The organism is Bradyrhizobium sp. 215_C5_N1_1 (genome assembly GCF_052075935.1).
GTDB classification, from domain to species: domain Bacteria; phylum Pseudomonadota; class Alphaproteobacteria; order Rhizobiales; family Xanthobacteraceae; genus Bradyrhizobium; species Bradyrhizobium barranii.
Genome location: NZ_CP197228.1, coordinates 4,536,605 through 4,563,021 on the forward strand (window position 1 = coordinate 4,536,605; position 26,417 = coordinate 4,563,021).

Annotated in this window: 23 protein-coding genes and 2 pseudogenes; 10 read left to right on the forward strand and 15 right to left on the reverse strand. The window is 64.2% G+C overall.

Translation table 11 applies throughout. The features are described 5' to 3' along the window. Positions 1–87 precede the first annotated feature (87 nt). Both AB7G19_RS21845 and AB7G19_RS21850 read left to right on the forward strand, forming a co-directional pair. On the forward strand, positions 88–1,146 hold the full coding sequence (locus AB7G19_RS21845; RefSeq protein ID WP_441268072.1) for a LysR family transcriptional regulator: 1,059 nt from the start codon (positions 88–90) through the stop codon (positions 1,144–1,146). Positions 1,147–1,291: 145 nt separating this feature from the next. Further along, positions 1,292–2,488 carry a M24 family metallopeptidase gene (locus AB7G19_RS21850; protein WP_354265899.1) on the forward strand — a complete coding sequence of 399 codons (1,197 nt, stop codon included), beginning with the start codon at positions 1,292–1,294 and terminating at the stop codon, positions 2,486–2,488. Positions 2,489–2,637: 149 nt separating this feature from the next. Here AB7G19_RS21850 and AB7G19_RS21855 read toward each other — a convergent pair whose 3' ends face one another. Next, complete coding sequence (locus AB7G19_RS21855) at positions 2,638–3,453, reverse strand: hypothetical protein (protein ID WP_441268073.1); 816 nt, start codon at positions 3,451–3,453, stop codon at positions 2,638–2,640. Positions 3,454–3,743: 290 nt separating this feature from the next. Between AB7G19_RS21855 and AB7G19_RS21860 the strand changes: the two are divergent. Both AB7G19_RS21860 and AB7G19_RS21865 read left to right on the forward strand, forming a co-directional pair. Then, positions 3,744–3,896 (forward strand): annotated as a pseudogene (locus AB7G19_RS21860) (glyoxalase superfamily protein); the annotation flags it as partial. 72 nt (positions 3,897–3,968) lie between these two features. Beyond that, positions 3,969–4,062, forward strand: a pseudogene (locus AB7G19_RS21865) (ClpX C4-type zinc finger protein); the annotation flags it as partial. Positions 4,063–4,412: 350 nt separating this feature from the next. Here AB7G19_RS21865 and fsrB read toward each other — a convergent pair. The 5 genes from fsrB to AB7G19_RS21890 all read right to left on the reverse strand — a co-directional run bounded on the left by fsrB (position 4,413) and on the right by AB7G19_RS21890 (position 11,570). After that, positions 4,413–5,705 carry a siderophore utilization protein FsrB gene (gene fsrB, locus AB7G19_RS21870; RefSeq protein ID WP_354265897.1) on the reverse strand — a complete coding sequence of 431 codons (1,293 nt, stop codon included), beginning with the start codon at positions 5,703–5,705 and terminating at the stop codon, positions 4,413–4,415. Between the two features lie 498 nt (positions 5,706–6,203). After that, complete coding sequence (locus AB7G19_RS21875) at positions 6,204–7,610, reverse strand: Dyp-type peroxidase (RefSeq protein WP_354079929.1); 1,407 nt, start codon at positions 7,608–7,610, stop codon at positions 6,204–6,206. Positions 7,611–7,691: 81 nt separating this feature from the next. After that, a complete protein-coding gene (locus AB7G19_RS21880) occupies positions 7,692–8,150 on the reverse strand; it encodes a hypothetical protein (RefSeq protein ID WP_071914020.1) in 459 nt (152 codons plus the stop codon). 207 nt (positions 8,151–8,357) lie between these two features. Next, positions 8,358–10,358, reverse strand: coding sequence for a primary-amine oxidase (locus tag AB7G19_RS21885; protein ID WP_354265896.1), 2,001 nt, complete (start codon positions 10,356–10,358; stop codon positions 8,358–8,360). Positions 10,359–10,373: 15 nt separating this feature from the next. After that, positions 10,374–11,570 (reverse strand): serine hydrolase domain-containing protein, encoded by a 1,197-nt coding sequence (locus tag AB7G19_RS21890; protein WP_441268074.1) that lies wholly within the window; start codon positions 11,568–11,570, stop codon positions 10,374–10,376. Positions 11,571–11,749: 179 nt separating this feature from the next. On the opposite strand from AB7G19_RS21890, the gene AB7G19_RS21895 reads away from it, so the two are divergent. Further along, positions 11,750–12,739 (forward strand): helix-turn-helix domain-containing protein, encoded by a 990-nt coding sequence (locus tag AB7G19_RS21895; protein ID WP_441268075.1) that lies wholly within the window; start codon positions 11,750–11,752, stop codon positions 12,737–12,739. Positions 12,740–12,913: 174 nt separating this feature from the next. On the opposite strand, the gene AB7G19_RS21900 is transcribed toward AB7G19_RS21895, so the two are convergent. From AB7G19_RS21900 to AB7G19_RS21920, 5 genes are all read right to left on the reverse strand, one after another. Continuing rightward, positions 12,914–13,687: a MetQ/NlpA family ABC transporter substrate-binding protein gene (locus AB7G19_RS21900; RefSeq protein WP_354265893.1), complete on the reverse strand. Its 774-nt coding sequence runs from the start codon at positions 13,685–13,687 to the stop codon at positions 12,914–12,916. Positions 13,688–13,715: 28 nt separating this feature from the next. Continuing rightward, a complete protein-coding gene (locus tag AB7G19_RS21905) occupies positions 13,716–14,381 on the reverse strand; it encodes a methionine ABC transporter permease (protein ID WP_354265892.1) in 666 nt (221 codons plus the stop codon). Then, complete coding sequence (locus tag AB7G19_RS21910) at positions 14,371–15,510, reverse strand: methionine ABC transporter ATP-binding protein (RefSeq protein ID WP_354265891.1); 1,140 nt, start codon at positions 15,508–15,510, stop codon at positions 14,371–14,373. The genes AB7G19_RS21905 and AB7G19_RS21910 overlap by 11 nt, the downstream gene beginning before the upstream one ends. A gap of 233 nt (positions 15,511–15,743) precedes the next feature. Then, a complete protein-coding gene (locus AB7G19_RS21915; protein WP_354265890.1) occupies positions 15,744–17,216 on the reverse strand; it encodes a DASS family sodium-coupled anion symporter in 1,473 nt (490 codons plus the stop codon). Positions 17,217–17,331: 115 nt separating this feature from the next. Beyond that, on the reverse strand, positions 17,332–18,138 hold the full coding sequence (locus tag AB7G19_RS21920) for an enoyl-CoA hydratase/isomerase family protein (RefSeq protein ID WP_354265889.1): 807 nt from the start codon (positions 18,136–18,138) through the stop codon (positions 17,332–17,334). A 120-nt stretch (positions 18,139–18,258) separates the two neighbouring features. Here AB7G19_RS21920 and nthA point away from each other — a divergent pair, with 120 nt between their 5' ends. From nthA to AB7G19_RS21935, 3 genes are read left to right on the forward strand one after another with little or no spacing between them, the layout of a single operon-like run. Next, positions 18,259–18,882, forward strand: coding sequence for a nitrile hydratase subunit alpha (nthA, locus tag AB7G19_RS21925; RefSeq protein WP_354265888.1), 624 nt, complete (start codon positions 18,259–18,261; stop codon positions 18,880–18,882). Next, the gene (gene nthB, locus AB7G19_RS21930) at positions 18,879–19,538 is read left to right on the forward strand and encodes a nitrile hydratase subunit beta (protein WP_354265887.1); all 660 of its coding nucleotides are present in this window, start codon (positions 18,879–18,881) and stop codon (positions 19,536–19,538) included. The genes nthA and nthB overlap by 4 nt, the downstream gene beginning before the upstream one ends. Further along, complete coding sequence (locus AB7G19_RS21935) at positions 19,538–19,915, forward strand: nitrile hydratase accessory protein (RefSeq protein ID WP_354265886.1); 378 nt, start codon at positions 19,538–19,540, stop codon at positions 19,913–19,915. Before nthB ends, AB7G19_RS21935 begins: the two co-directional genes overlap by 1 nt. 243 nt (positions 19,916–20,158) lie before the next feature. On the opposite strand, the gene queC is transcribed toward AB7G19_RS21935, so the two are convergent. Then, on the reverse strand, positions 20,159–20,875 hold the full coding sequence (queC, locus tag AB7G19_RS21940) for a 7-cyano-7-deazaguanine synthase QueC (RefSeq protein WP_354265885.1): 717 nt from the start codon (positions 20,873–20,875) through the stop codon (positions 20,159–20,161). Between the two features lie 126 nt (positions 20,876–21,001). Between queC and mazG the strand changes: the two genes are divergently transcribed. Then, positions 21,002–21,856 (forward strand): nucleoside triphosphate pyrophosphohydrolase, encoded by an 855-nt coding sequence (mazG, locus tag AB7G19_RS21945; protein ID WP_354265884.1) that lies wholly within the window; start codon positions 21,002–21,004, stop codon positions 21,854–21,856. 193 nt (positions 21,857–22,049) lie between these two features. Next, complete coding sequence (locus AB7G19_RS21950; protein ID WP_354265883.1) at positions 22,050–23,072, forward strand: DUF2278 family protein; 1,023 nt, start codon at positions 22,050–22,052, stop codon at positions 23,070–23,072. A 78-nt stretch (positions 23,073–23,150) separates the two neighbouring features. Here AB7G19_RS21950 and hflX read toward each other — a convergent pair whose 3' ends face one another. From hflX to ntrX, 3 genes are all read right to left on the reverse strand, one after another. Continuing rightward, positions 23,151–24,530 carry a GTPase HflX gene (hflX, locus tag AB7G19_RS21955; protein WP_166096548.1) on the reverse strand — a complete coding sequence of 460 codons (1,380 nt, stop codon included), beginning with the start codon at positions 24,528–24,530 and terminating at the stop codon, positions 23,151–23,153. Between the two features lie 11 nt (positions 24,531–24,541). Continuing rightward, positions 24,542–24,790, reverse strand: coding sequence for an RNA chaperone Hfq (hfq, locus tag AB7G19_RS21960; RefSeq protein ID WP_007591126.1), 249 nt, complete (start codon positions 24,788–24,790; stop codon positions 24,542–24,544). 248 nt (positions 24,791–25,038) lie between these two features. Next, positions 25,039–26,409, reverse strand: a complete 1,371-nt coding sequence (ntrX, locus tag AB7G19_RS21965) for a nitrogen assimilation response regulator NtrX (RefSeq protein ID WP_071914044.1) — start codon at positions 26,407–26,409, stop codon at positions 25,039–25,041. Between the last annotated feature and the right edge of the window lie 8 nt (positions 26,410–26,417).

The following is a 26,417-nucleotide window of genomic DNA, read 5'->3' on the forward strand; positions in this document are numbered from 1 at the left end:
AAACTCTTGCAGAGTGATCCTGAACCGCCTTCAGATTGGTGGCGCGAACGGCTGGGCGTCGCGGTCCGGGCGCCCTGCTCGGTTGCGTTGGCCGCGCGCATGGCCTTAACTGGAAACGATCGCAGGTACGCAACGGGCGCGCGATCCGCCTGCGACGGTGTCCTGCACGTGGCTGTTTCCTTCAAGACCCTGGACCTGAACCTGCTCAAGGTCTTCGACGCCGTCATGGAGGAGCGCAGCGTGCTGCGGGCGAGCCAGCGGGTTGCGCTCAGTCAATCCGCCGTGAGCCATTCGCTCGCCCGGCTCCGCGAGATGCTGGAAGACGATCTGTTCGTGCGCACGGCGACCGGCATGCAGCCGACAGCGCGCGCGTTGACGATGGCACCACAGGTTCGCGAAGCGCTGCGATCTCTCGAGGCGGCGGTCGAGCAGCCGCGCTTCGTTCCGGCGGCCTCGACCCGACAGTTCACCCTGGCCGCCAACGACTTCACCACGATGGTGCTGGCGTCACCGCTCCTGAAGATACTTGGGCTTGAGGCGCCGGCGATCGACCTGATTATCAAGCCGGTGACACGGATCGACCTCGCCGAGCAGATCGACCTCGGTCGCATCGACGTTGCGATCGGCGTCTTCTCGGATCCGCCGAACCGCTTTCGGACCTCACTGTTGTTCGAATATGACGACGTGCTGATCGTGGGCGGAAAGCGCAAGCTCGGTCGGATCGACAACGCGGCCCTGGCCCGCATGCCGCTGGTCGTTGTCTCCTTCGGCGGCGAGCAGGAGGGAGCGATCGGAGGCTTCATCTCCGAGCGCGGCCTTGCCAGGCGATCGGAGATGTATGACCGCGCGGCACTCGAACGGGCATTGTCCGAAAGCGACCGGCCGCCGCGCATAGCTGTTTCGCTGCCGCATTTCCTTGCGCTGCCCGCCCTGCTCGCGGACACTGAACTCGCGGCCATCGTTCCGCGTCCATTGGCGCGGGCGTTCGAACGCGCGCATGCCATCACGACGTACGAATTGCCTTACGCCACAACCCCTGTCGAGGTCCGGCTGCTGTGGCACGAACGTATCGAGGGCGAGCCATCGCATGACTGGCTGCACGATATTCTTCGGCGCGCAACCGCGGACCTCAGGCGCGGACGCTAGCTGGCGACGGTCTCGGTCCTGGTTCCATTTGCCATTGGGGCGTTCGGTTGGGGCGCGCGAGTGGAGGTTGTGCTAGACTGGGCGTCGCAGTCCTGAAGAGGTCAACGATACAAGGCGGTCTCAACCGCCGCTCAAGGAGCCCGTCATGCAGGAGAACATCGCCCGCGCGACCACCTCGCGCGCCATTCCGTTCGATGCCGCCAAGCTCGACCGTCTCATGGAGGCCGCCGGCCTCGACGTGCTGGTCGTAACCTCCAAGCACAATGTGCAGTACTTGCTCGGCGCCGAGCGCGCGATCTTCTTCGACTACATGGACGCGATGGGCGTCAGCCGCTATCTGCCGGTCCTGATCTATCCCAAGGGCGTACCTGATAAGGCGGTCTATATCGGTCACCGTCTGGAAACCCATCAGCGTGCCGTGGCGCCGCCGTGGGTGCCGCAAGTCCGCACCGAATCCAATGGCTCGGTCGACGCGGTCACACGGGCCATTGGCCTGATCCGCGACGCCGGCGTGCCCTTGAAGCGGGTCGGCGTCGAGATGGCGTTCCTGCCGATGGATGCTGGAAGGGCGCTCGCTGACGCCCTGCCCGGTGCCGAGCTCAAGGACGCGCTGCTGGTGCTGGAGCGGCTGCGGGCGGTCAAGTCGGCCGATGAGCTGGCCAAGCTCAAGACCGCATCCGAACTGGTCATTGCCTCGATGCTGGAGGTGATCGCCGGGCATGGGCCCGGCACGACCAAGCAGCAATTGTCGGACGGCTTGCGCATCGCCGAGGCCAATCGCGGCCTGACCTTCGAATACTGCCTGCTCGCCTGCGGCAGCAGCCACAACAGGGCGCCGTCATCGCAGCGCTGGGAGCAAGGCGACGTGCTGTCGCTCGACTCCGGCGGCAATTATCACGGCTATATCGGCGACCTCGCCCGCATGGCCGTGCTGGGCGAACCCGACAGCGAACTGAAGGATTGCCTGGCCGAGATCGAGGCGGTTCAGCGCGCCGCCTTTGCCGTGGTCCGGCCGGGCGCTCTCGGCGGCGACATCTACGTCGCGGCCGAGCGGCAGCTTGCCCAGATCACGCAGCGCGACTGCACCGATTTCCTGGCCCATGGCATGGGCCTCGTCAGCCACGAGGCCCCTCGCCTGACCGCCAAGGGTCCGGTCCCCTACGACGACACCGACGCCCGCCTGCCGCTCGAAACAGGCATGGTGGTCTCGATCGAGACCACGATGAAGCATCCAAAGCGCGGCTTCATCAAGCTCGAGGATACGGTTGTGGTGACGCCTACCGGGTATGAGATTTTTGGCGAAGGTGGCCGGGGCTGGAATTTGGGTGGGAGTGCGCTTTAGCCTAAGGACGTTGCAAGACCCTCATGGTGAGGAGCGCGGCACGCGCGTCTCGAACCATGAAGGCCAGCCTCTCGCGTGTGGCCATCCTTCGAGACGCCCGCTTTGCGGGCTCCTCAGGATGAGGTGCGGAGTGTGGTGAAGCTGCGCAATTACCGCGTCAACAGCATCTCCAGCTGGCTCTGTGCCTTCTTCACCGCGCCCGCGAACCAGCTCTGGCTGGGCGCTTCCCTGGCGAAACATTTGGTGTAGGCATCCATCGCCTGGTCTTCCTTGGCCATGGCGTCCTCTGGAGTCTTCCTGGCCATCATCTGCTTCCAGACTTTTTCGCAGGCCGGGATCTCGGCCGTCTTCACGGCATCGGTGACGGCGAGGAAGAAGACCTTCTCGCCCTGAATCGCGACCACGTCGATTTCATGCGGCGCGCCCTTCAGGTCGCCGTTGCCGCGCACGCCGAGCACGGCGACCGCGGCACTGGCGGATGCGGGCTTCGTGATCGGCAGCTCGGCATATTTGGCGAAGGCCGAGTCCTGGATGGCTTGATAGTAGAAGCGATCCGACTTGAAGGCTGCGGCGATCTCCTGCGGCAGGCCGTCCTCGCGGTGCTCGCGCAGCCAGTGCTTGAGCAGACCTGTGGTGGTCACCACGGCCTGCATCTTGTCGCCTTCGGAGGCAAAGCCCAGACCGTCGAGATGGCCGAAGCCCGAGTCGCCCTTGAACAGCGTGTCGGCGTTCGACTTGCCTTCCGCCGGCAGCCCCTTGATCGTGACCGGTCCGACCAGGCCGCGCAGCACACCGGTCAGCTCGTTGAGCGCCGCATCGTGCTGCTTGAAAGTCTCGTCGTTCTCCTTGGCTTTGGAGAATTTTGCGATGTAGCGATCGCGCAAATCGAGATAGTGCTGCTCGGGCGTGGCGGCGTCGGTGGGTGTCGCGAAAACGAGCAGGCAGAGCAAGGCGAGCGATCTCATTGCAATTTCCGGAAGACGGGGAGCGATCTCCAGTCTTTGTGCCGGTGCCGGACGGGAAGGTTCATCGGCTCCTGAACTGCGAACGTGCGTGGCGGCCGGAGGTGTCGATGTACCCGTTTCAGGTTGACAAGAGCGGCCGTCCAGCGCCAAAATTCGATCGGGTCGATACACCCGCTGCCTGCGCCCTTTGGGGATGGTGAACGTATCAAAGTCGCCCTCACCCTCGCTATTGGCGAGCGGGTCGGCAAGGCAGGCACCGATCTTCTCCGTTCGCCGATACGGGTGCTCTCATGCGCGATTTCCGCGATGCGAAGGCCATGGCTCGTTCCTTGCGCGATGCCTTGAATGCCAAAGCCGTGCAAACCACTCACAGCGAAGCTTTGGAACTGATCGCGAAAGCGTTCGGGTACGAGAACTGGAATATTCTGTCGGCCAAGATTGATGCGGCGCAGCCGAGTGCTGGCGTGCAGAATCCTGCCCAGCAGGATCGTCCCATCTACTGTTCGTTCTGCGGCATGAACCAGCACGAAGTGAGCAAGCTGGTGGCCGGGCCGGCTGTCTTTATCTGCGACGAATGTATCGACCTATGCACCGATATCGTTGATGAGCAGCTGCTTCGCCTCATCGAAGGAGATGCAGACAGTGCTCGCGCCATGCCCACCGATAGACTGCTTCCCTATGTGGAGCACGCGAACAAAGGGGTGGAGCGCAATCGGCTGTTGTCGCAGAGCATCGAAAGGGTTTTTGCGCTTCGACAGAACGCCTCGGCGGCGAATGATGACGTGTTCAAGACATCCAAAGTCGCTCGATTGAGAGGCAAGACGTCCGACGAACTGCTGGCGATGAAGAAGTTCTCGCTAAGTCAGTTGAAGCGTTACGAGCAGGCGCTGCAGACCGCGATGCCCATCGTCAACGAGCGCACTCGGTAAATGCGCAGACGATCGAGCGGCACGCCGGCCCTACTCCGCCGGCGTGAGCTGCTGCCGGCTCAGGCGCATCGCCGCCGTCTCGCGCGCCCGGACGCGGGCGCGGCGCTTGCGCCACCAGATCACGACGCCGGTGACCGACAGTGCCGCCACCACGAGGCCCATGATCGAGATCAGGATGCGGCCGAACAGCCCGACGATGCGGCCCGAATGCAGCGGGAATTGCGCCTGCACGAAGATGTCGGCGGCGGTGCCGACCCAGGGCAGCCGTTCGCCGATCGGGCGGCCGTCCTCGCTGTCGTAATAGAGCTGCGCCGGCCCGACGCCGCCGGCGCCGTGATCGTCGCCGGGATGGAAGAACGCCGCGGCATAGACGCCATGGGCCGGGCCGTAATTGATCGAGCCGACCGGGACGGTCCACCCTCGCCCCTTGCCGTCGGCCGCCGCGCGCGCAGCGATGTCGTCAAACGTCACCTTGGGCTCGATGGGATCGTCGAGATCGCGATAGGGCCGCTGCTCATAGGGCGTCGGCGTGTAGTTCGACACCATCTTCATCATCGGCGAGAACACCTCGAAATAGAGGTTCAGCGTGAACGCCGTGAAGGCGATGATGAACAGCACGCCCCAGGTCCACAGGCTGAAGGCGCGATGGATATCGAAATTGATCCGGTAGGCGCTGCCCGATGCCTTGATGGTCCAGGCCGGCGCCCAGCGCGCCCAGAAGCCCCGTTCGAGCTGGCGCGTGACCTGGGGTGCCCGCGCGGCCTTGGCGCGCCGTCGCGAGGGCAGCGTCAGATAGAAGCCGACGAAGCAATCGATGGTCCAGATGATGGCGATCACGCCGAGCACGCGCATGCCCCAGCGATCGCTGCCCCAGAATTCCGGGATGTGCATGGTGTAGTGGAGCTTGTAGAGGAACGAGACGAAGTTTTCGCGCGTCACCGGCCACACCGCGCCCCAATAGCGCCGGCCGAGCTCGACACCGGTGTTGGGATCGAGGAAAATCTGGTTGTAGTCGATCGCGAAGCGTTTTCCCGTCGCCGGATCGATCCGCGGCATCACGAAGAACCACAGCGAGTGCCCCTCCTCCGGCGTCATGAAGAGGTAGACGACGCGTGCGCGGGGATCGCGCTGCTCGATCATCTTCGCGAGCTCGATCGAGGGAAGCGCCGGGCCTTTGCTGGTGACATCGAACAGGTGGTGGTTCAGCACCTCGTCGATCTCATGATCCCATGAGATGATCGCGCCGGTGATGCCGGAGAAGAACAGGAATCCGGCCGTGAGCAGTCCCGCCCAGCGATGCAGCCTGCCGAATATCGCTCTCATCGTCTCGACTCTCATCAAGCGGGTCCGGCGCGCTGCGCCGGCGCTTCCACCGAGACCGTGGGAATTTGAGTTTGCGCCTGCACGGGCGCGAAGGGAACGCAGAGAGCGAATATGCTGACGGCGCCGAAGAAAAGCACCTGAAGCTGTCGAACAAGCGCATTGGAGCACGAACGAAGTTGGAAGTCTGACACGTCTATCGAGGTCCCACGCACTGCCGGCTTTGCCGGAATGATTTTTGGACTCTCGCCCTAACGCGGGGACATCTTCAGTGCGAGGGACGAGGAGTTAGAATCTATCGAGACCGGGGAATAAATCGTGCGACCAATGCGCCCATCTGCGCGTCGAGGCGCATCGCCGGCTTCTATGAGCACTTCGATATGGAATGCTTCTAGAGTGAGAACATTCGCCGCTTGTCCGCAAACGCGTGACAACGGCGGACTCGCTGCCGCGAACGAATGGCTGCGGCGACGATGCGACGGCTGACGGGAGCCCGGCAGTTCAACCTTGCGCGGCAATCATCGTGTTGAGCGCTTTAACGCTCGGCGCAAACAGCACTGCGACGCCCTTGTAGCGGATAAATTGCTTCATCTGGAACGTCACGGAGGCGTCCCCCGCAAGCGGAACCTGGAACCGGGTCTCGGCCTTTGGATCTGCCCGGTTTCCGGTCAACGCATCCTGCGCGTTGGCCCCGTTCGGAAGGCGCATGTAGGCGTCGGCAAAGTCCGTCTGATGCATCCACCGCAGGATGGTATAGAATTGCTCGTTGATCCTGGCGAAGTAGAACAGCCCTACGATGCCGCGGTCCTTGCCGTCGTCCTCCGTGCCCTCCAGATGAGGGCCGTAGGAAAATCCGCGGCGTATGACTCGCGGCGGCCCCTTGGGGAAACGAATCTGATTGGCGAATTTCAGCGGCTGATCGCGGCAATTGACAATGCGAATGTGAGCCCCGAGCGGGCATTTGACGCCGTTTGGATCGTCGCCATAGCCGAACGCATCGTTCAATTGGGGGGTCGACGGTGGTGCATCGGGAAAGCGTGACAGCGGCGACCCGTGTCGCCAGCGCCCCATCATCTTGGCCGCGATCCATTCCTCGGCCAGTTCCGGGCCGACATGCGGCGCCGCCTGCGGTGCATTCGCCTTCAGGAATGTGTTGAAGGCCGCAACGTCCTGATAAAGCCACGACAGGCCGACGTACGATCCATCGCGCGCGAAGTCCTGCCACGGACCGGGCTTGAACGGTGCAGTGGGAAAATCGCTGTTCGGATAGCCGACGACGATCTCGCGGCAATCGACGGCGTCGGAAGCCCTGGCAGCCGGCGCATCCTGCCAGTCAACATTGGGCGCGGTGATTCCATCGCGATAGCCAAAATGCAGGCGGCCGTCGGCTGGCCGACAGCCGGACAGCGCGCCGTCGTCCCAACTGTCGAGCGCCAATTCCCGGACAGCGAAGCCTGTTGCCGACTGCCGCACCTGCGCGAGGCAATCGGCTTTCTGCTCGGGCGTATCGAACCCGATGTGGATGGCGAGATCGATATCGCTCGACTTGAACTTGCCATCCCACCATCCGGCCGGAGCGCTGGCGTCGAAGAAACCAAGCTGTGTCGCAATGCCGCCATCCGGCGCCTGCGCGGGGTCCACGAACGATACCTCGAACTGCTGCCGCCCCTGCGCGACGTCAAGTTCGGCGCGACCCGACATCAACGTCGCGATGCCGTTCCAACTGAACATGAAGTGGAACGCGGGACCATCGGGATCCGGGCCTGCCCCCACCGCTGCTCGCGGTATCCATTGCCGCAGGAAGGACCTGGCACCGCCGGCGTCGCCAAACCTAAACAACAGAACCGCGAGCAGCGGCTTGGCGGAGCTTCGAGCGACGATCGCCTGCAAATTGCCGAGATCCACCATGGCGCCTGTCCTGCAAGAACGGTCAGCCGATAGGCAGCCTCAAAGCCGGCCTATCCCGAAAGCGCAAATACGCTCTGAAAGCTATTTCCCGAGCTTTGCCAGAATGTCCGCGACAGTCATGCCGTCGTAAGCCGAGAACAGCCAGCCGGACGGGTTGCCGCTGATGTCGGTTGAGCCGTCGGTCGCCGTGCCCAGCGAGCGCGCGTTGTGGTTCTTCGAGAATTCGAAGAACGCATTGGGATCGTTGATGTCCAGGCCAGTCGTATCTGCCAGGGAAAATATCGCGGCAAATATCGGCGTGAGCGCTCGACGGAAAAACTCGGTGTATTCCTGGTGCGTTCCCTCATATTCGGTGATGACCTGGATGTACTTGTCGTCGATGACGACGACGCGGGCGAAATGGACGATCCTGGACTGCTTCAACGCCGCCGCGATGGCGGGCTGAACTTTCTCAGTGAAGCTCGCCTCGAGATTCCGCAGTTTCGCCAGGGTCTCGGCATCCTGCTTGATCGGCAGCGTGAGATTGAGTGCATGGGTCATGGGAAATCTCCTTAAAGAATACAACCTTAAGATGGTATCACTCTCGAAAGGAATTGGAAACGATCTTTTCGACCTGCGGCCGGCCGTCGCGTCGCGGGCCGTTCGAAAGGGGCAGCAATACTCCCCTGACAATTCGACCGCGAGCGCATGCAACCAGCGAACGAGCGCTGGTTGGCCTGCTGCGAACGTTGTTGTCGCGCGACGAGCCTAAGCTTTGCCGGCGTGGCAGCACGCGCCGCCGGCGGCATCCTTCGGGTCGCCCGCCAGCACGCTGCGGCTGTTGCGCTCCGGCGGAATGTCGCCGGCGGCATTGGCCGAAAAGAATCCTGTCGGCTTCAGCATGAAGCCGGCATATTCGACCGGCATGATCGGAAAATCCTCGGGCTTGCAGACATGGGTGTGGCCGAAGGAGTGCCACACCACGAGATCTGTATTCTCGATGTTGCGGTTCTGCGCGGCGTAGCGCGGCAAGCCGTCGCCGCCGGCATGGACGTTGGGATAATCGCCGCTCGCGTATTTCTCGTCCTTGTCGAAGGCCGTGACCCAGACGTGCTTCGTCGCAAAGCCGCCGCGCTTGCGCACGTAGCTGCCCTCCTGCGCCAGCATCAGCGGGCTCGGATTGACTACGAGCTTGTAGGCCGGCGCGTTGCCGACCGAGTTGGTCTCGTTGGGATTGCTGATCTTCCAGAACCGGCCGGTCTCGCCGTTCGCAATGGCAGCCGCATCACGCTCGCGCGACAGGATGCGGGTCGTGGTATCGAACGCGTTGCCGTGCGGATTGTCCGCGCCCCAGGGCCGCGGCACGAACTCGTGCTCGGTGACGGTATTGCCGCCGCCATCGAGATCCATGTGCATGCGCACGTTGAAGAAATGCTGGTGCGTTGGGCCGCCCAGATTGTCGTCGACCATGCCGCCCCATTTGTATTTTTCGCCGGATGGCACGGCGGCGGTCTGGATGATGCCGGTGAGTTTTGTCTCGAGCTGGATCGTGCCGTCCTGGTACAGGTACCAGTAGAAGCCGTAGTCGTAATTGCCGACGGTCGCGAAGAACGAGATGACGAGGCGCCGCGAGCGGCGCACCTCGAACAGGCCGTTGCGGAATTCGTAGTGCTTCCAGGCAATTCCGTAGTCTTCTTCATGCATGCAGATGGCATTCTGCATGACGAATGGCGCGCCCTTGTTGTCGGCGGCCGGCACGTCGAAATAATGGATGTTGCCGAGACAGTCGCAGCCGAGTTCGAGCGCATTGGCGAGCATGCCGAGCCCGTATTCGCCGGCGTCGAACGCCGACTTCCAGAAATGGTTCTCGGTCGGATCGGCATAGGGCACCACCATCTCGGTGACGCTGGCGCGATGGATCAGCGAGCGCTTGCGTGCACCGTCCTGGTAGGCGAGCTGATGTAGCACCAGGCCCTCGCGCGGCGTGAAGCCGACGCGAAAGCTCCATTTCTGCCAGTCGACCTTCCAGCCATCGACCTTGAAGCTCGCGCCCTCCGGCTGCTCGATATGCAGCGGCTTGATGTCGGTGCGCGGGTTTTTGACTTCATGCGCGCCGTAATTCCGCTTCTTGCGCGGGATCGGCACGATCGGGTCTGCGTCCGTGAGGGCGATGACCTTGCCGGCGATCAGGTCGACCACGGCCACCACGCCCTCGATCGGATGGGCGTAGCCGTTGTCCTGCAGATGTTCTCGGAAAAAGCTGACGGCGCGCACGATACGGGCGCCGCGCTCGTACTCAAAATCGAAGAAGCCCGAGGAGAACGGATCGACCTGGACCAGTTCGATATCCTTGTCGGTGAGCCCGCGGCGGACCATCGCCGCGCGCCAGCCTGGATCGGCCTTCACCACGGCCTCGCACTTGAAAAATTCTTCCAGCATCACCGGCGGCTGCCCATAGGGCGCCTCGCGGTTCGGAATGACCTTGCGGCCGACGATCTCGTTGCGGCCGAGATCGACGATGTGCTCGATCGCCTCGCCCGTGGTGATGTCCAGCGTGAGCGCGAAGGCCCGGCGCCCTGCTCCGCCCGCGGCCAGCTCCTGCTTGGTCGGCTCCTCCAGCCGCACCGTCGGGAAGCGGCAGTTCTCGGGCGAGGTCGCGGCGGCACGAACCAGCGTGGAGGCGGCCGTGATCTCTTCGGCTGTCAGAGGATCGAGCGGATGAGGTGCGGCCGCTTGAATCGGTGATTTGGCTTTGACGGTATCGAGCATGATGATGACCAGAAATCAGCGCAGGGCGAGATGCGCGGTGATGGCGCGGAAGGCGGCGAGCCAGCGGTGGTCGAGCGGAACGTCCATCGCCTTCGGCTGCGTCGCGAGCTTGACGATGACGGTGTCGGTGGCCGCGTCGATATAGAGCCACTGGCCGTGGATGCCGATCCCCGCGAGATCGTTCCGCGAGGGATCGATCGTGTACCATTTGCTGCGGTAGCGGGCGCCCGGGAAGATGTCGGCGAGATCGCCGTCTTTCCACGCCTGGGGATCGCCGTTCTCGTGGATGTCGTCGATCCACCAGCCCGGCACCACCTGCCGGCCCTCGACCACGCCGCGGCAGCGGATCATTTCGCCGAAGCGCAGCAGATCGCGCGCGGTGACGGAAAGCCCGCCGGCGATGCGGCCCATGCCGTGGCTGTCCAGCGTCAGCGAGCCGTCCTCCTCGGCGCCCATCGGCTGCCAGAGATAGTCGGAGAGGATGCGATGGTAAGGCATGCCGCAGGCGCGCTCGTAGACCCAGCCGAGCACTTCCGTATTGGTCGAGACGTAGTGGAACACCTTGCCGTGCGGCTTGCCGGTCCCGCGCAGCGTGGTGAGATAGGCGCGCTGATGGCCGGCCTCGACGCCTGGCGGCGGCACGTCCCAGCCCGAAGAGAAGCGATAGCGCGCGACGTCGCCGGCGGGGTCATCGTAATCCTCCTCGAACTTGATCGCGACCGCCATGTCGAGGACGTTGCGGACGGTGCAGCTGCCATAGACCGAGCTCTCCAGCTCCGGCACGTAGCGCACCACCCTCGCCTCCGGATCGAGCAGGCCGCGCGCGGCCAGCACGCCGCCGAGCGTGCCGGCGATCGACTTGCTGATGGAGCAGATCAGATGCGGCGTGGTGACGCTCATGCCATCGCCGTACCATTCGTGGATCAGCGTGCCCCGGTGCATGACCAGCAGCGCATCGCCGAAGGTTTCGCGCAACGTGGCCTCGACCGTGGTCGGCTTGCCGTCCGGCGCGGTGAAGCTGAGCTTTTGCAGCTCGCGCGGCGCGCTTGCCATCCGTGTGGGATGCGCGGAGCGGCGAACCTCCGCGGTCGGCAGCACTTCGCGGGTGTGGGTGAAGCCCCAGCGGATGGCGGGAAAGCTGCGCCAATTGGCGCGGGTCACTTGGGCCTCGGGCGCAGGCGGGGTGCCGCGCATGATGTCCGTCGGTCGCATCTCGATCCTCCGCAAGGCCATCCCGACTGCGATGTCGGAACGGCAAGGGAGAAGACTGCACACAGGCCGCATCGGGCGTTATCGAGATCCGGCAATATTTTGCTGGACAGTGGCCATGGCCGTGCCAGTCTGGCGTAGTTCTTGCTGGCTATTCGGCTTGCAAATTCTGACGTGCTGTCATGGCTTTAAGCGAAACTCTTCCGATTCAAGACTCGGCTGCCAATCTACTTCAAGCGAGCAGCACGGATGTCGACGAGCATTGCGCCACGCTCGGCCGCTGGCGGCTGAGCTACGACCAGATCAGCGCCGGGGCGTTCCGAGGCAGCTTCACGCAACTCTCCCTGCCCCGGCTCGAAGTGTTCTGCGAGATCACCAGCCAGCAAGTCCGCCAATACGGCCAGCTCGGTGCCGACAGCTTTGGCATCGGTCTGCCCTGGCACGGCGATGGCGAGGTGAATTGCAACGGGGCCAGTGTTGCGGGCTCCCAGGTCATCGCCAGCATCGACGCCGAGATCGACATGTGTACGCCGAAGGCGTTCGAGTTGCGCGGTGTCGTCGCCAGCGCGGTGCTGATCGCGGAGCTTGCGGCACGGCTCGACATCGAATTGCCGCGCGCCGTCTGGCACCAGTTGCGGGTGATCGAGATGGCGGCGGCGCCGGTCGCGCGGCTGCGCGCCCACCTTGCCGCCATTCACGAGACCATCACGGCCGCACCCGAACGGTTCGACGATCCGGCCGCGCGACAGGCGCTGGAGGACGCCCTCCTCGTCGAGATCATGGACATGCTGCCGACGGCCCAGCCCAGCGATCCCGGCCGCAGCGCCACGGCGCGCAAGCGCACCGTGGATCGCGCCCGCGAGCTGATGCATGGCAGCGGCGATCGCTCGCTGTCGCTGCTGGAGGTCTGCAAGGCGGTCGGCGCCAGCCCGCGCAAGCTCGGCTATTGCTTTCAGGAAGCCGTGGGCACGAGCCCGATGCATTACTGGCGCGCGATGCGGCTGAACCGGGTGCGGCGGGACCTGAAGCGCGCCGGCGGCGCCGAGACGTCGATCTACGACGTCGCCGTGCAACACGGCTTCTGGCACTTCAGCCAGTTCTCGCTCGACTACAAGCGCCACTTCTCCGAGCTGCCCTCGGAGACACTGCGGCGCGCGAGGCTTGTCGCCTGACGCGCGTCTTCTACTCTACGACTAGTCGTGGCTCGCAGCTCGCTTGCGGCCATCCTTCGAGACGCCCGCCTCTGGCGGGCCCTCAGGATGAGGTCGCGTTTTGCGGCGAGATATTGGACCCTCATGGTGAGGAGCCCGCGCAAGCGGGCGTCTCGAACCATGCAAGCCGGCACGTTACCAGGTCGGCAAATACGTACCCTTGAAGCGCGTCTCAAGAAACGTCTTCACAGGATCGGAGTGATAGACCGCGATCAACTGCTTCACCCACGGCTTGTCCTTGTCCTCCTCGCGGACGGCGAGGATGTTGACCCAGGGACCATCGGGGTTCTCGCGCGCGATCGCATCGGTCGCCGGATTGAGGCCGGCCTGCACGGCGTAATTGTTGTTGATCGAGACGACGTCGACGTCCTGCAGCGCGCGCGGCAGCTGGGCGGCATCGAGCTCGACGAAGCGCAGCTTCTTCGGATTGTCGGTGATGTCGGCAATGGTCGAGGAGACGTTGTTCGGATCCTTCAGCTTGATCACGCCGTGCAGCGCCAAAATCATCAGGCCGCGCGCGCCGTTGGAGGGATCGTTGGCAATCGCAACGCGAGCGCCTTCCGGCAAATCGGCGAGCTTCTTGTATTTCTGCGAATAGACGCCCTGCGGCGAGCCGATCGTGTTGGCTACCTTGACAATTTTCCAGCCGGTCTTGGAGATCTGGTTCTTCAGGTAAGGCTCGTGCTGGAACGAGTTGGCTTCGAGGTCCTTCAGCGCCAGCGCCTGGTTCGGAATGACGTAGTCGGTGAACTCGACCACCTTGATGTCGAGGCCGCGCTCGGCGCCGACCTTCTTCACCACGTCGAGGATCTCGGCATGGGGGCCGGCGGTAACGCCGACGCGGATGGTTTCAGCTTGAGCGGTGGTCGCAAGCAAGGCTGCAGCCGCAAGGGTTGCGAGAAAGCGCATTGTAGTCTCCAGTTTCAGGGAATGAGTATCAGCGCTGCCGCAGCCGGCGGTTGACCCGACGTGCGAGATAATCGCCCGCGCTCTGCACGAGCTGCACCAGCGCGATCAGCACGACCACGACGGCGAGCATCATCTCCGGCATGAAGCGCTGATAGCCGTAGCGGATGCCGAGATCGCCGAGCCCGCCGCCACCGACGGCACCGACCATGGCGGAGTAGCCGAGCAGGCTGACCACCGCGAGCGTCAGTGCCAGGAGCAAGCCGGGCAACGCTTCGGGGATCAGCACCTTGAGAACGATCTGGATCGGTGATGCCCCGAACGAGGACGCGGTTTCGATCAGGCCGCCATCGACCTCGCGGATCGCGGCCTCGACCAGGCGCGCGATGAACGGCGTCGATGCGATGACCAGCGGCACGATCGCGGCAGTCGATCCGATCGAAGTGCCGGCAATGAGCCGCGTGAACGGGATGATGGCGACGACCAGGATGATGAAGGGCGTAGAGCGTGTCGCATTGACGACGATGCCGAGCACGCGATTGACCGCGGGGGCCGCGAACAGCTCTCCTTTTCGGCTGGTCGCGAGAAAGACGCCGAGCGGCAGGCCGAAGGCGGTGCCGAGCAGCGCCGCGACGCCGACCATATACAGGCTTTCGCCGGTGGCCTGGATGATCAGGTTAATGAGTTCAGGCGACATAGCCGAGACGCTCCGCCGAGAATTGATATTGAGAGAGCCAGGCGAGCGTCCGCGTCGCCGTGTCCTCGCTGCCGGGAATGCCGAGCACCAGCGAGCCCACATGCTGACCGCCGATCTCGTCGATGCGGGCCGACAGCAGCGAGACGTCGAGGCTGAGCTCGCGCGCGAGCCGCGCCACCAGCGTGTCGCCGGCCCCTGCCCCGCGCACCTGGACGCGGATCACGGCCTGCCCGCCGGCAGACGGCTCTGGTACGATCCGGCTCGCCAGCGAGACCGGCAGGCTGTCGCCGATGACCTCGGCCAGGAAAGACTGTGTGATCGGATGCTTGGGGTGCGTGAAGATGTCGGCGACATGGCCGCTCTCGACGACATGGCCGGCGTCGAGCACCACCACTTCCTTGGCGAGCTGTCGCACCACGGACATTTCGTGGGTGATCAGCACGATGGTCACGCCAAGCTCGCGGTTGATGTTGGCGAGCAGATCGAGGATCGCGCGCGTGGTCTGCGGGTCGAGCGCCGAGGTCGCCTCGTCCGACAGCAGCACGCTCGGCCGCGTCGCCAGCGCACGGGCAATGCCGACGCGCTGCTTCTGGCCGCCCGAGAGTTCAGAAGGGTAGCGGTCGCGCTTGTCGGCGATGCCGACCAGCGCCAGCAGCTCGGCGACGCGGGCCTTGATGTCGGACTTGGCCCAGCCGGCGATCTCCAGCGGCAGCGCGATGTTGTCGGCCGCCGTGCGCGACGACAGCAGGTTGAAATGCTGGAAGATCATCCCGATCGAGCGCTGCGCCAGCCGCAATTCGCGACCTGCCAGCGCCGAGATATCGCTGTTGTCGACGATCACGCGGCCCGTGGTCGGCTTCTCCAGCCCGTTGATCAGCCGGACCAGGCTCGACTTGCCGGCGCCGGAGCGGCCGATGACGCCGGTGATCGAGCCGCGCGCAATCGCGAAGTCGATGTCTTGCAGCGCGTTGACGCCGGGCTTGCCGCGATAGGCCGGATAGATCTTCGAGATGCCCTCGAAACGGACCATCGCGTCAGCGTTCCGGGCGGCAGGTGAAATCGCTTCAAGCGTTTCGATCTTCTGTCCGATCGCGAGCGATTGGTGGGCGTTCATGGAGGCGGCCTTCATGCACAACAGTTCCTGTTGCCCCCTGGGGCATCCGGGAACCGGGTCGCGTCAAGCGACGGAGAGTGAAATCGCCGTGAGGGTTCGGGTGGAACGCGCTGCACTGCAGCACGCACCATCGCCTTTTCAGGTCTTCCTTGCAATGTCAGATATTTGCGGGGAGTTGGACGAAGTTTTCCCAATCCCACCCCGGCGAAGAAAATTCGTCTGCCGGGGGTATGAGCTTCCGGCCCCGCTCAGCTGATCTGCAACCAGGGCAGCACGATCAGCAGGAGTCCCGCAAAATAGAGCAGCCCGAACAGCAGCCCAAAGCCCCAGAACTGGCCCTTCCCGATATAGCCGCTGCCGAAATACATCGGCGCGGGTCCCGTCGCGTAAGGCGAGATCACGCCCATCAGGCCGAGCGAATACATGCAGAGCATGGCGAGCGTCGTAACCGGCAGGCCGGGAATGCCCGATCCGACCGCGAGCACCACCGGCAGCACGGCCGCGGCATGCGAGGTGATGCTCGAGAAGAAGTAGTGGATCCAGAAGAATAGCGCGACCAGCAGGAGCATCGCGGTCGACGGCGACAGCCCCGCGAGCGGTTTGGCGTATTCGGTCGCGAACCATTTGATGAAGCCGATTTCGTTGAGGCCCGAGGCCAGCGTCAGCAGCGAGGTGAAATAGAAGAACACCTCCCAGGCGCTCTTCTCGCTGACGATGTCGGCGAACTCGATCACGCCCGTCACCAGCATCAGCGAGATCACGATGAACACGACGGTGGTGGCGTTGACGAAGTTCGAGCCGAGCAGGGGCACGTGGATGTCCGGGCTCGAGCCCGCGATCCACAGGAACATCGCGAGGACGATCAGAGCCAGCATGATCCACTCGTTGCGCGACATCGGGCCCATCTCGCTGACCTCCCTGGCCGCCCATTCGGAGATCTCCGGGCTGTGCTTCACCTCGGGACGGCAGACCACATAGCTGAGCAGCGGCACGAGGATCATCAGGAGGATGCCGAGCGGCGCAAAGCCGACGAACCACTGCGCCCAGCTCACCTCGACGCCGGCGGTCCTCTTGGCGATCGCAAGCGCGGCCGCATTGGGCGCGAGCGCGGTGAAGAACAGCGAGCTGGTGATCGCGGTTGCCGCAAACGCCGTCCACATCACATAAGTGCCGATCTTGCCGGCGGTCGGCCCGGGCTCGGAGCCGTAGATGCGCGGGATGTTGCTGATGATGGGATAGACGATGCCGCCGCTGCGCGCGGTGTTGGATGGCGTCGCTGGTGCCAGCAGGAAGTCCGACATCGCCACCGCGTAGCCGAGACCGAGCGTGTTGTGGCCGAGCTTCTGCACCAGCACCAGCGCGATACGGCGGCCGAGCTGGCTCTTGCGATAACCGATCGAGAATACGAAGGCGCCAACGATCAGCCACACCGTGCTCTCGGCAAATCCCGCCAGCATCCAGCGCAGCGATTTGCCGGGATCGGGATCGATATAGCCGGCGACGCCCGCGACCGTCAGCCCGATGAACCCGACCGCGCCGACCGGCATCGATTCCAGGATGAGCCCGGTGATGACGGCCGCGAACACGGCAAAATAGTGCCATTGATTGGCGTTGAGACCGGTCGGCACCGGCCACAGATAGATGGCCAGCCACACCACGAGCGGCGCGATCAGCTTCCAGCTAAACCCTTTTGCCTGAGGCGTCTGCGAGCTAGCGGCCATGGACCCTCCCCCCTCGATTGTCGTCGCATTGTACCGCCCGTTGGCCGAGCCGTTTTTGTCCTAGCGCGGCGTATACGGACTGTCCGCGGCGCGATCAATGGCCTGACTTCACGTTCTACCGCCCCTTGAAGCGCGGCTTGCGGCGGGTCAGGAACGCCTCGACGCCCTCCTTGTGGTCTTCGGTGAGACTCGCCAGCGCGAACTGGTCGACGTCCATGTGGCTGGCGAGATCATCCAGCGCATGTGCCAGCCGGTTGACGGTCAGCTTGGTCATGGCGACCGAGAGCGGCGGCTGCGCGGCGACCTTCCGGGCAAGCTCCATGGCGGCATCGAACGCATGGCCGGGATCGGCCACCTGCTCCACCAAACCCCACTCGTAGGCCTCATCGGCCGAGATGCGCTGGTCGGCCAGGATCACCGCCTGCTTGGTGCGGGCCGGCCCGATCAGATGCAGCATGCGCGGGATGCTCTGCCAGCTCATGTTCATGCCGAGCCCGATCTCGGGCACGCGCAGATGCGCGTCGTGCCCGATCACGCGGAAGTCGAGCGCCACGGCCAGCGCGACGCCGCCGCCGACGCAAAAACCCTCGATGGCCGCGATCGTGATCTGCTCCATCTCATGCCAGGCATGGGTCAGACGCGGCCCGAGCTTGAGATGCCGCCGCAGCGTGCCGAGATCCATGTCCTTGCGCGAGCGGCCCTCGGCATCCTTGAGGTCGAAGCCGGCGCTGAAGGCGCTGGTGCTGCCCGTCAGAACCACGACGGACGTTGCGGCATCATCCTCGAAGCTGCGCGCGGCCGCGGTGAGCTGGCGCATCGCCTCCGGCGAGAGCGCGTTGATGCCGTCGCCGCGGTCGAACCGTACCACCGCAATCCGCCCCTCCGGTCCGAGGCCCTTCTCGATCGTCACGAAGTTCGTCACCAATGTCTCCCAATCCGCTTTGCTGCGAGGCTAGCCTACATCCGGCCTCACGAATATGGGACCCGGTTGCGCCCCAGCGCATACTCGACAGGCAGGGACCATTGCGCCTATCTTTGCGCCATGAGCCACGATCACGACCATCATCACGACCATTCCGAGCTGTCGGAGACCGAGCTGCGCGTGCGCGCGCTCGAGACGATCTTGACAGAAAAAGGCTATGTCGAGTCGGCCGCGCTCGACGCCATCATCCAGGCCTATGAGACCAGGATCGGCCCGCACAACGGCGCGCGCGTCGTCGCCAAGGCCTGGACCGATCCGGCGTTCAAGAAGGCGCTGCTGGAGGATGGCTCGAAGGCCATCGGCACGCTCGGCCATGTCAGCCGCGTCGGCGACCATCTCGTCGTGGTCGAGAATACGCCAGAGCGACACAACATGGTCGTGTGCACGCTGTGCTCCTGCTACCCCTGGGAAATGCTGGGCCTGCCGCCGGTTTGGTACAAGGCCGCGCCCTACCGCTCGCGCGCGGTGAAGGACCCGCGCGGCGTGCTCGCCGATTTCGACGTCACGCTGCCCAAGGACATGGAAATCCGTGTCTGGGATTCCACGGCCGAGACTCGCTTCCTGGTGCTGCCGATGCGCCCCGCGGGCACCGAAGGCTGGAGCGAGGAGCAGCTTGCCGAGCTGGTCACGCGCGATTCCATGATCGGCACCGGCTTTCCCAAGACGCCTGGAGCGCCGTCGTGAACGGCGTCCACGACATGGGCGGCATGGACGGGTTCGGCAAGGTCGAGGCCGAGCCGAACGAGCCGATGTTTCACGAGGAATGGGAATCGCGTGTTCTCGCCATGGTGCGCGCGATGGGCGCGGCGGGCGCCTTCAACATCGACACCTCGCGCTTCTATCGCGAGACGCTGCCGCCGCACGTCTATCTCTCGAGCTCCTACTACAAGAAATGGTTTCTCGGGCTCGAGGAGATGCTGATCGAGAAGGGCTACCTCACCCGGGAGGAGGTCGCTGCCGGTCACGCGATGCAGCCTGCAAGGGCGCTCAAGCACGGCAAGTTCGACCTCGCCAATGTCGAGCGCGTCATGGTGCGCGGCGAGTTCGCCCGCCCTGCTCCGGCGCCGGCAAAATTCAACATCGGCGATCGCGTCCGCGCCAGGAACATTCATCCGACCACGCATACGCGGCTGCCGCGCTATGTGCGCGGCCATGTCGGTGTCGTCGAGCTGAACCACGGCTGCCACGTATTTCCGGATTCGGCGGCGATGGAGCTCGGCGAAAATCCGCAATGGCTTTACACGGTCGTATTCGAGGGCCGCGACCTCTGGGGCGCGGACGGTGATCCGACCTTGAAGGTGTCGATCGACGCCTTCGAACCCTATCTGGACCCGGCGTGATGAGCAGCCCGGCTGCGGCCGCTGCGACGGCGGCCATTCCGAGCATTCCGCGCGATGACGACGGCCCGGTGTTCCGCGCACCCTGGGAAGCGCATGCGTTTGCGATGGCGCTGACGCTGCACGAGCGCGGCGTGTTCACCTGGCCGGAATGGGCCGCAGCCTTGGCCTCCGAGATCAAGCGCGCGCAGGCCGTCGGCGACCCTGACACGGGCGAGACCTATTACCTGCATTGGCTCGCCACGCTGGAAGGTTTGGTTGCAAGCAAGGGCGTCGCATCGGCGGAGACGCTGCACCGCTACCGCGACGCCTGGGACCACGCCGCCGACCGCACGCCGCACGGCAAGCCGATCGAGCTGCGGCCGGAGGATTTTCGGTAGGTCGCGCCTGACCCGTCATTACGAGCGCAGCGAAGCAATCCAGTATTTCTCCGCGGTGACAGTCTGGATTGCTTCGTCGCTTAGCTCCTCGCAATGACGACGTTGAGAGAGCGCAAGCTCTCTCCTCCGTCGTCGCCCGGCTTGACCGGGCGACCCAGTACGCCGCGGCTTCTCGGCTCAAGCACCTTCTCTGGAATACTGGATCGCCCGCTTTCGCGGGCGATGACGGCGGAGATTGGAGCGCTATTTGCGCCCCGCCGCAAACTCCCGCCACCCCTTCGCCCGCAAACGGCACGCCGGGCACTCGCCGCACCCGAAACCCCACTCATGCTGCGCGCCGCGTTCGCCGAGATAGCAGGTGTGCGAGTGCTCGCGAATGAGATCGACCAGTCCTGCGCCGCCGAGGTCGTGGGCTAGCTTCCACGTCGCCGCCTTGTCGATCCACATCAGCGGCGTATGCAGCTCGAATGGCCTGGCCATGCCGAGCGAGAGCGCGGCCTGCATGGCGCGGATGGTGTCGTCGCGGCAATCGGGATAGCCGGAATAATCGGTCTCGCACATGCCGCCGACGATGTGGGTGATACCGCGCCGGTAGGCGAGCGCCGCGGCAAAGGTCAGAAAGATGAGATTGCGGCCGGGTACAAACGTGTTCGGCAGGCCGTCGGCCCCCATCGCGATCGCGACGTCGCGCGTCAACGCGGTCTCGGACACGGCCGCCAGCGTCGGGATCGACAGCGTATGGCTCTCGCCGAGCCTTGCGGCCCAATCGGCACGCAAGCCCTTGATGCCCTCGAACAGCCGGTCACGGCAATCGAGCTCGACGGCGTGGCGTTGCCCGTATTCGAAACCCAGCGTTTCCACGCGTGCAAAGCGGCTGAGCGCCCAGGCGAGGCAGGTGGTGGAGTCCTGACCGCCGGAAAACAGCACCAGCGCGGTTTGTGATGAAAATGCGTCAGTCATGGCCCGCGCTTTAGCACCTCGCCAATCTGCCGCCAATCGGTGGAAATCGGCCTGTTCCGCCGCGCCGCGCTGGGAACGGCGGGCCGCTTTTGGCATAAGGTTTTGGACCCAGGAGACTGCCCCGCAATGACCCCTTCCCGTGACATTTCCCGCCTGATCGAGATCATGGCGGCGCTGCGCACGCCGGTGACCGGCTGCCCCTGGGACCTCGAGCAGGATTTTGCGACGATCGCGCCCTACACGATCGAGGAAGCCTATGAGGTGGTCGAGGCCATCAGCCGCGGCGATCTCGATGACCTGCGCGAAGAGCTCGGCGACCTCCTGCTCCAGGTCGTGTTCCACGCCCAGATGGCATCAGAACAGAATGCCTTTGCCTTCGGCGACGTCGTGGAGGCCATCACCCGCAAGATGATCCGGCGCCATCCCCATGTCTTCGCCGACAAGGACGGCAATCTCGCCTCCTCCCACGTCAAGGAAGTCTGGGACCGCATCAAGGCCGAGGAGCAAGCCGAACGTGCGGCGCGCCGGCCGCCGGAGGAAGCGCCGACGCACAAGTCGTTACTCTCGGGCGTCAAGGCCGGCCAGCCCGCGCTGACGCGCGCGATGGAGCTCCAGCGCAAGGCCTCCACCGTCGGCTTCGACTGGAACGACCCGCGCGCTGTGCTGGCAAAAATCCGCGAAGAAGCCGACGAGATCGAGGCGGCGCTCGACCGCAACGACAGCGAGGGGCTGGCTGAAGAGACCGGCGACTTGATGTTCGCGCTGGTCAACCTCGCCCGCCATGTCGATGCCGATCCCGAAAGTGCACTCCGCGCGACCAACGCGAAATTCGAGCGGCGGTTTGCGTTCATTGAACGGGCGCTTGAGGCGCAGGGGCGGACGCTCGAGCAGGCGTCGCTGGCGGAGATGGACGCGCTGTGGAACGCGGCGAAGAGTGAGGGGAAACCGGTATCAAAGACTCGCTCGCAGGCCCGCCGCTAGCGTTGTGGCCTGCTCCATCGGTGTACCCGCAAGGATCGAAGCGGTCGCGAAGGAGATATAGGTCAGCATCTTTTCCCGAATGCAGCGAGGCGGTCATGGCGGATCGCAGTCAAGCCATGAAACCGTCACGACAAGCAGTCTAAAGTTGAGCGACGGAGCCCGCGCAGCCGAAATCCCACCTCAGGTGAGTGCGATGCCATTAAAGCACTATTCGGTCCTCAAGGGACGCCCGATCGCGATGCGTTTCGGCACCGGCCAGTCGCCGCACTATCAAGTCCATGTCGTGGCCGACAACGCGGATTTCCGCATCGCCGTCAATGTACAGTCAGGCGACGGAAGCGAAGTCGCGTTCCTGGTGCGATCGCACTTTGTCCATCCGATCACCGATCATCTCGCGGCGTTGCCGGAGGGCCTGCACCCGCAGCCGCCGAAGCCGGCCAGCATCGCGCTGGACTTCATTCGCGGCAATCTGATGCAGCCCCAGGAGATGATCCCGCTGCCGCTGTCCGTGCCCGGACCGGACAATGACCTCAACGAGAAGCTCGACCAGTTCGTCCAGCGCGCGCTCTCGAACGAAAGCGCGATGATCTACGCATTCGGTGAGACATGGGGGCCGGAAACCAAAGCGGACAATTATTTCGGCTTCCGGCCGGGTCGCGGCATTCACGACATCCATATGAATCAGGGAAATCCAATCGGGCGATTCTCGGGCGACAACGGGCCATGGCAAGACGGCGGGCTGGTGTTCGAATTCCCGGATCAGAAGCTATGGACGGCGGTCTTCCTCAAATTTCAGACGCAGGCCTGGCACACCGACGACAAGACCGGTGACCCCATCGATCTCGGCGCGCCGACACAGCCGCCAGATCCGACCGCTCCTCCGACCGGGCAAATGCCTGACGGACTCGTGCGCATCATCGCAGCACTCGTCAATGCCTTGAAAACGCCTGAGCGGGAAGTCGTCACGCTGCTCAATACGGCCGATCGCGACATCGATCTCACCGGCTGGATGCTGGCCGACAAGCAGAAGAACAAGATGGCCCTGTCAGGGAAGATCGCGGCCGGCGGCACGCTCGCAATCGTCGTGCAGAAGCCGATGGAGTTGTCGAACCAGGGCGGCATCATTTCGCTGCTGGACGAGCGCGGGATCAAGATCCACGGCGTCGCCTATACCAAGGCGCAGGCGAAGAATCCGGGCCTGACCATTCCATTCTAGCGTTACGCGTCTCAACCCAGAAACGCGGATATGGTCGATATCGCACGCAGGCCGGTCGGGCGCACCGCGCCCTTCGGATCACGCCACGCGCGGCACGGCATCGAACCGGTTCACCACGATATCCCGCTTGGTCTCGTCGACCCGCACCGTCATGTCGAAGCGGCCGTCGTGCAGCTCTTTCGCCAGCACCTCGGAATTCCTGTGCAGCCAGCTGATCCCGGCACCGTCGGCGGCGTCGATGGAGAGATCGAGCGTGGTGCGCTTTGCGGCGAGCCGTTCCTCGATCGCGGCGAGCAGCGCGTCGATCCCCTCGCCTGACACGGCCGACACCAGCATCGCCGGGTGATCCTCCGGCCGGCGCGCGGCGATGTTCAAGAGCTCTTCGCGCTTGTCAGGCTCGTAACGGTCGATCTTGTTCCAGACCTCGATGATGCGGCCGGAATCGTCGGGGTTGATGCCGAGCTGGCGCAGCACCGCGTCGACGTCACTCTGCTGGGCCTCGGCATCCTCGTGCGAGATGTCGCGCACATGCAGGATGACGTCGGCCTCCAGCACCTCTTCCAGCGTAGCGCGGAAGGCCGCGACGAGCTGGGTCGGCAGGTTGGAGATGAAGCCGACGGTGTCGGACAGCATTGCCTTGCCGCCATGCGGCAAAGTGAGCGCGCGCAGGGTCGGATCGAGTGTTGCAAACAACATGTCGGCGGCCTGGACGTCTGCGCGCGTCAGGCGGTTGAACAGCGTCGACTTGCCGGCATTGGTGTAGCCGACCAGCGCGACGACGCGATACGGCACACGCTGACGGCCGGCGCGATGCAGCCGCCGCGTCGCCTGCACCTTCTTCAGCTCGCCCTCGAGTTTCGAGATGCGCTCCTGGATCAGGCGGCGATCGGCTTCGATCTGCGTCTCGCCGGGACCGCCCATGAAGCCGAAGCCGCCACGCTGGCGTTCCAGATGGGTCCAGGAGCGAACGAGGCGCGAGCGCTGGTAGTTGAGATGCGCAAGCTCGACCTGGAGCGAGCCTTCCTTGGTCTTGGCGCGGCGGCCGAAGATTTCCAGGATGAGCCCGGTGCGGTCGAGCACCTTGGCGTGCAATTCCTTCTCGAGATTGCGCTGCTGGATCGGCGCCAGCGCGCAATCCATCACCACGAGCTCGACGTCGAGGCTCTTGGCCAGCGCGGCGATCTCCTCGACCTTGCCCTTGCCGATATAGGTCGCGGGGCGGATCTGGCTGATCGGCGCGATGATGGCGTCGGCAATGACGAGGTCGATCGCCCGCGCGAGGCCGGCGGCCTCATCAAGCCGGGCCTCCGCGTCACGCTGAACATGGCTTTCCGATTGCGTGTCGGTACCGCCCGCGCGCACACGCAAGTAGGGGCCGATGACAAGCACCCGCCCCGTCTGCTTCGCCCCTGCCGACCGCGGACGGTCGGCCTCCCCGTCGAAATTCCGGGGTTCCAATCAGATCACTCTCAAGCCGGCTGATCCTCGCCGCCTTCGAACAACTGGATCGGAGCGCCCGGCATGATGGTCGAGATCGCATGCTTGTAGACAAGCTGCGAGTGACCGTCGCGCCGAAGCAGCAAACAGAAATTGTCGAACCAGGTCACGATGCCCTGGAGCTTCACTCCGTTGACCAGAAAGATCGTCAGTGGCGTCTTGGTTTTGCGAACGTGATTGAGGAAGGTGTCCTGTAGGTTTTGTGCGCGGTCTGCCGCCATTGTTTTTTTCTCGCTTTGAGTTTCTTTTTATTGCGCCGGTTGCGGCCCTCTTTGTGACATTCGGGGCCTCTTCCGGTTGCTATTCCTCATGAGATCCCCCTCGGAGGAACAGCGGTTCGATTAGAGGACAGGACGGGTTATTAGGCAAGCCGCTTCACGCGGCAGGCCACGCCCAAATGCCCCGAAAAACTACGGAAATCGATGATTTTCCTCGCTAATCCCTGAGGTGCGGCCGCGACGTCGCGGTGTCAGCCGACACCGAGCGCCTTCAGCTTCCGGTGCAACGCCGAACGTTCCATGCCAACAAACTCAGCTGTGCGAGAAATATTTCCTGAAAAACGGCTGATCTGTGCAATCAAATAGTCGCGCTCGAACACTTCGCGCGCTTCGCGCAGCGGCAGCCCCATGATGTGCTCGCCATTGTTGCTGGTCGGCATCGCCGGCACCATCGAGCCGACGTCCTGCGGCAGCATGTCGGCGGTGATGATCACCTCCGGTCCGCCCGCGGCCAGAATCATGACTCTCTCAACGTTGTTGCGGAGCTGGCGCACGTTGCCCGGCCACACATGCGATTGCAGCACCGCCATCGCGTCCTGCCCGATCTGCCGCTTGGGCAGGCCGCTGCCGGCCGAGATCTGCTCCATGAAATAGTCGATCAATTCCGGAATGTCCTCGCGCCGCTCCGAGAGCGCGGGCACGCGGATCGGCACCACCGAGAGCCGATGATAGAGGTCTTCGCGGAAATGACCGGCAGCGATCTCCTCTTCGAGATTTCGCGCCGTGGAGGAGATGATGCGGACGTCGACCTGCACCTTGCCGGTGCCGCCGACGCGCTGGAACGACTGCTCGACCAGCACGCGCAAAATCTTGTTCTGGGTCTCGCGCGGCATGTCCGCGATCTCGTCGATGAACAGCGTGCCGCCATGGGCTTCCTCGAGCGCACCGGGCTTGCGCGCCTGCTCGCCGTTAGATTGCTCGACACCGAACATCTCGTGCTCCATGCGCTCCGGCGTGATCGCGGCGGCATTGATCACGACGAACGGACCATCGGCGCGGCCCGAGGCCGTATGCAGCGTGCGCGCGGTCAGCTCCTTGCCCGCGCCGGCCGGGCCGACGATCAGGATGCGGCTGTTGGCCTTGGCCGCGCGATCGATGGTCTGGCGCAGCTGGTTCATGCTCGGCGAGCGGCCGACGAGCGAGCTTGCGCTCGGCGCGAGCTGCTTCAGCTCCTTGACCTCGCGCTTGAGTCGCGAGTTCTCCAGCGCTCTGTTCGCGACCAGGATCAGCCGGTCGGCCTTGAACGGCTTCTCGATGAAGTCGTAGGCGCCGCGCTTGATCGCGGCGACCGCGGTCTCGATATTGCCGTGGCCGGAGATCATCACGACCGGCAGATCGGCATTGTCCTTCTTGACCTGCTCCAGCAGCTGCAAGCCGTCGAGCTTGGAGCCCTGGAGCCAGATGTCGAGAAACACCAGGTGCGGCCTGCGATTGGCGATCTCGGCGAGCGCCGTATCGCTGTCGCGAGCGGTCCGGGTCACGAAGCCCTCGTCTTCGAGAATGCCCGCGACGAGATCGCGAATATCGGCCTCATCATCGACAATCAGAATTTCACTTGCCATGGTTCGCG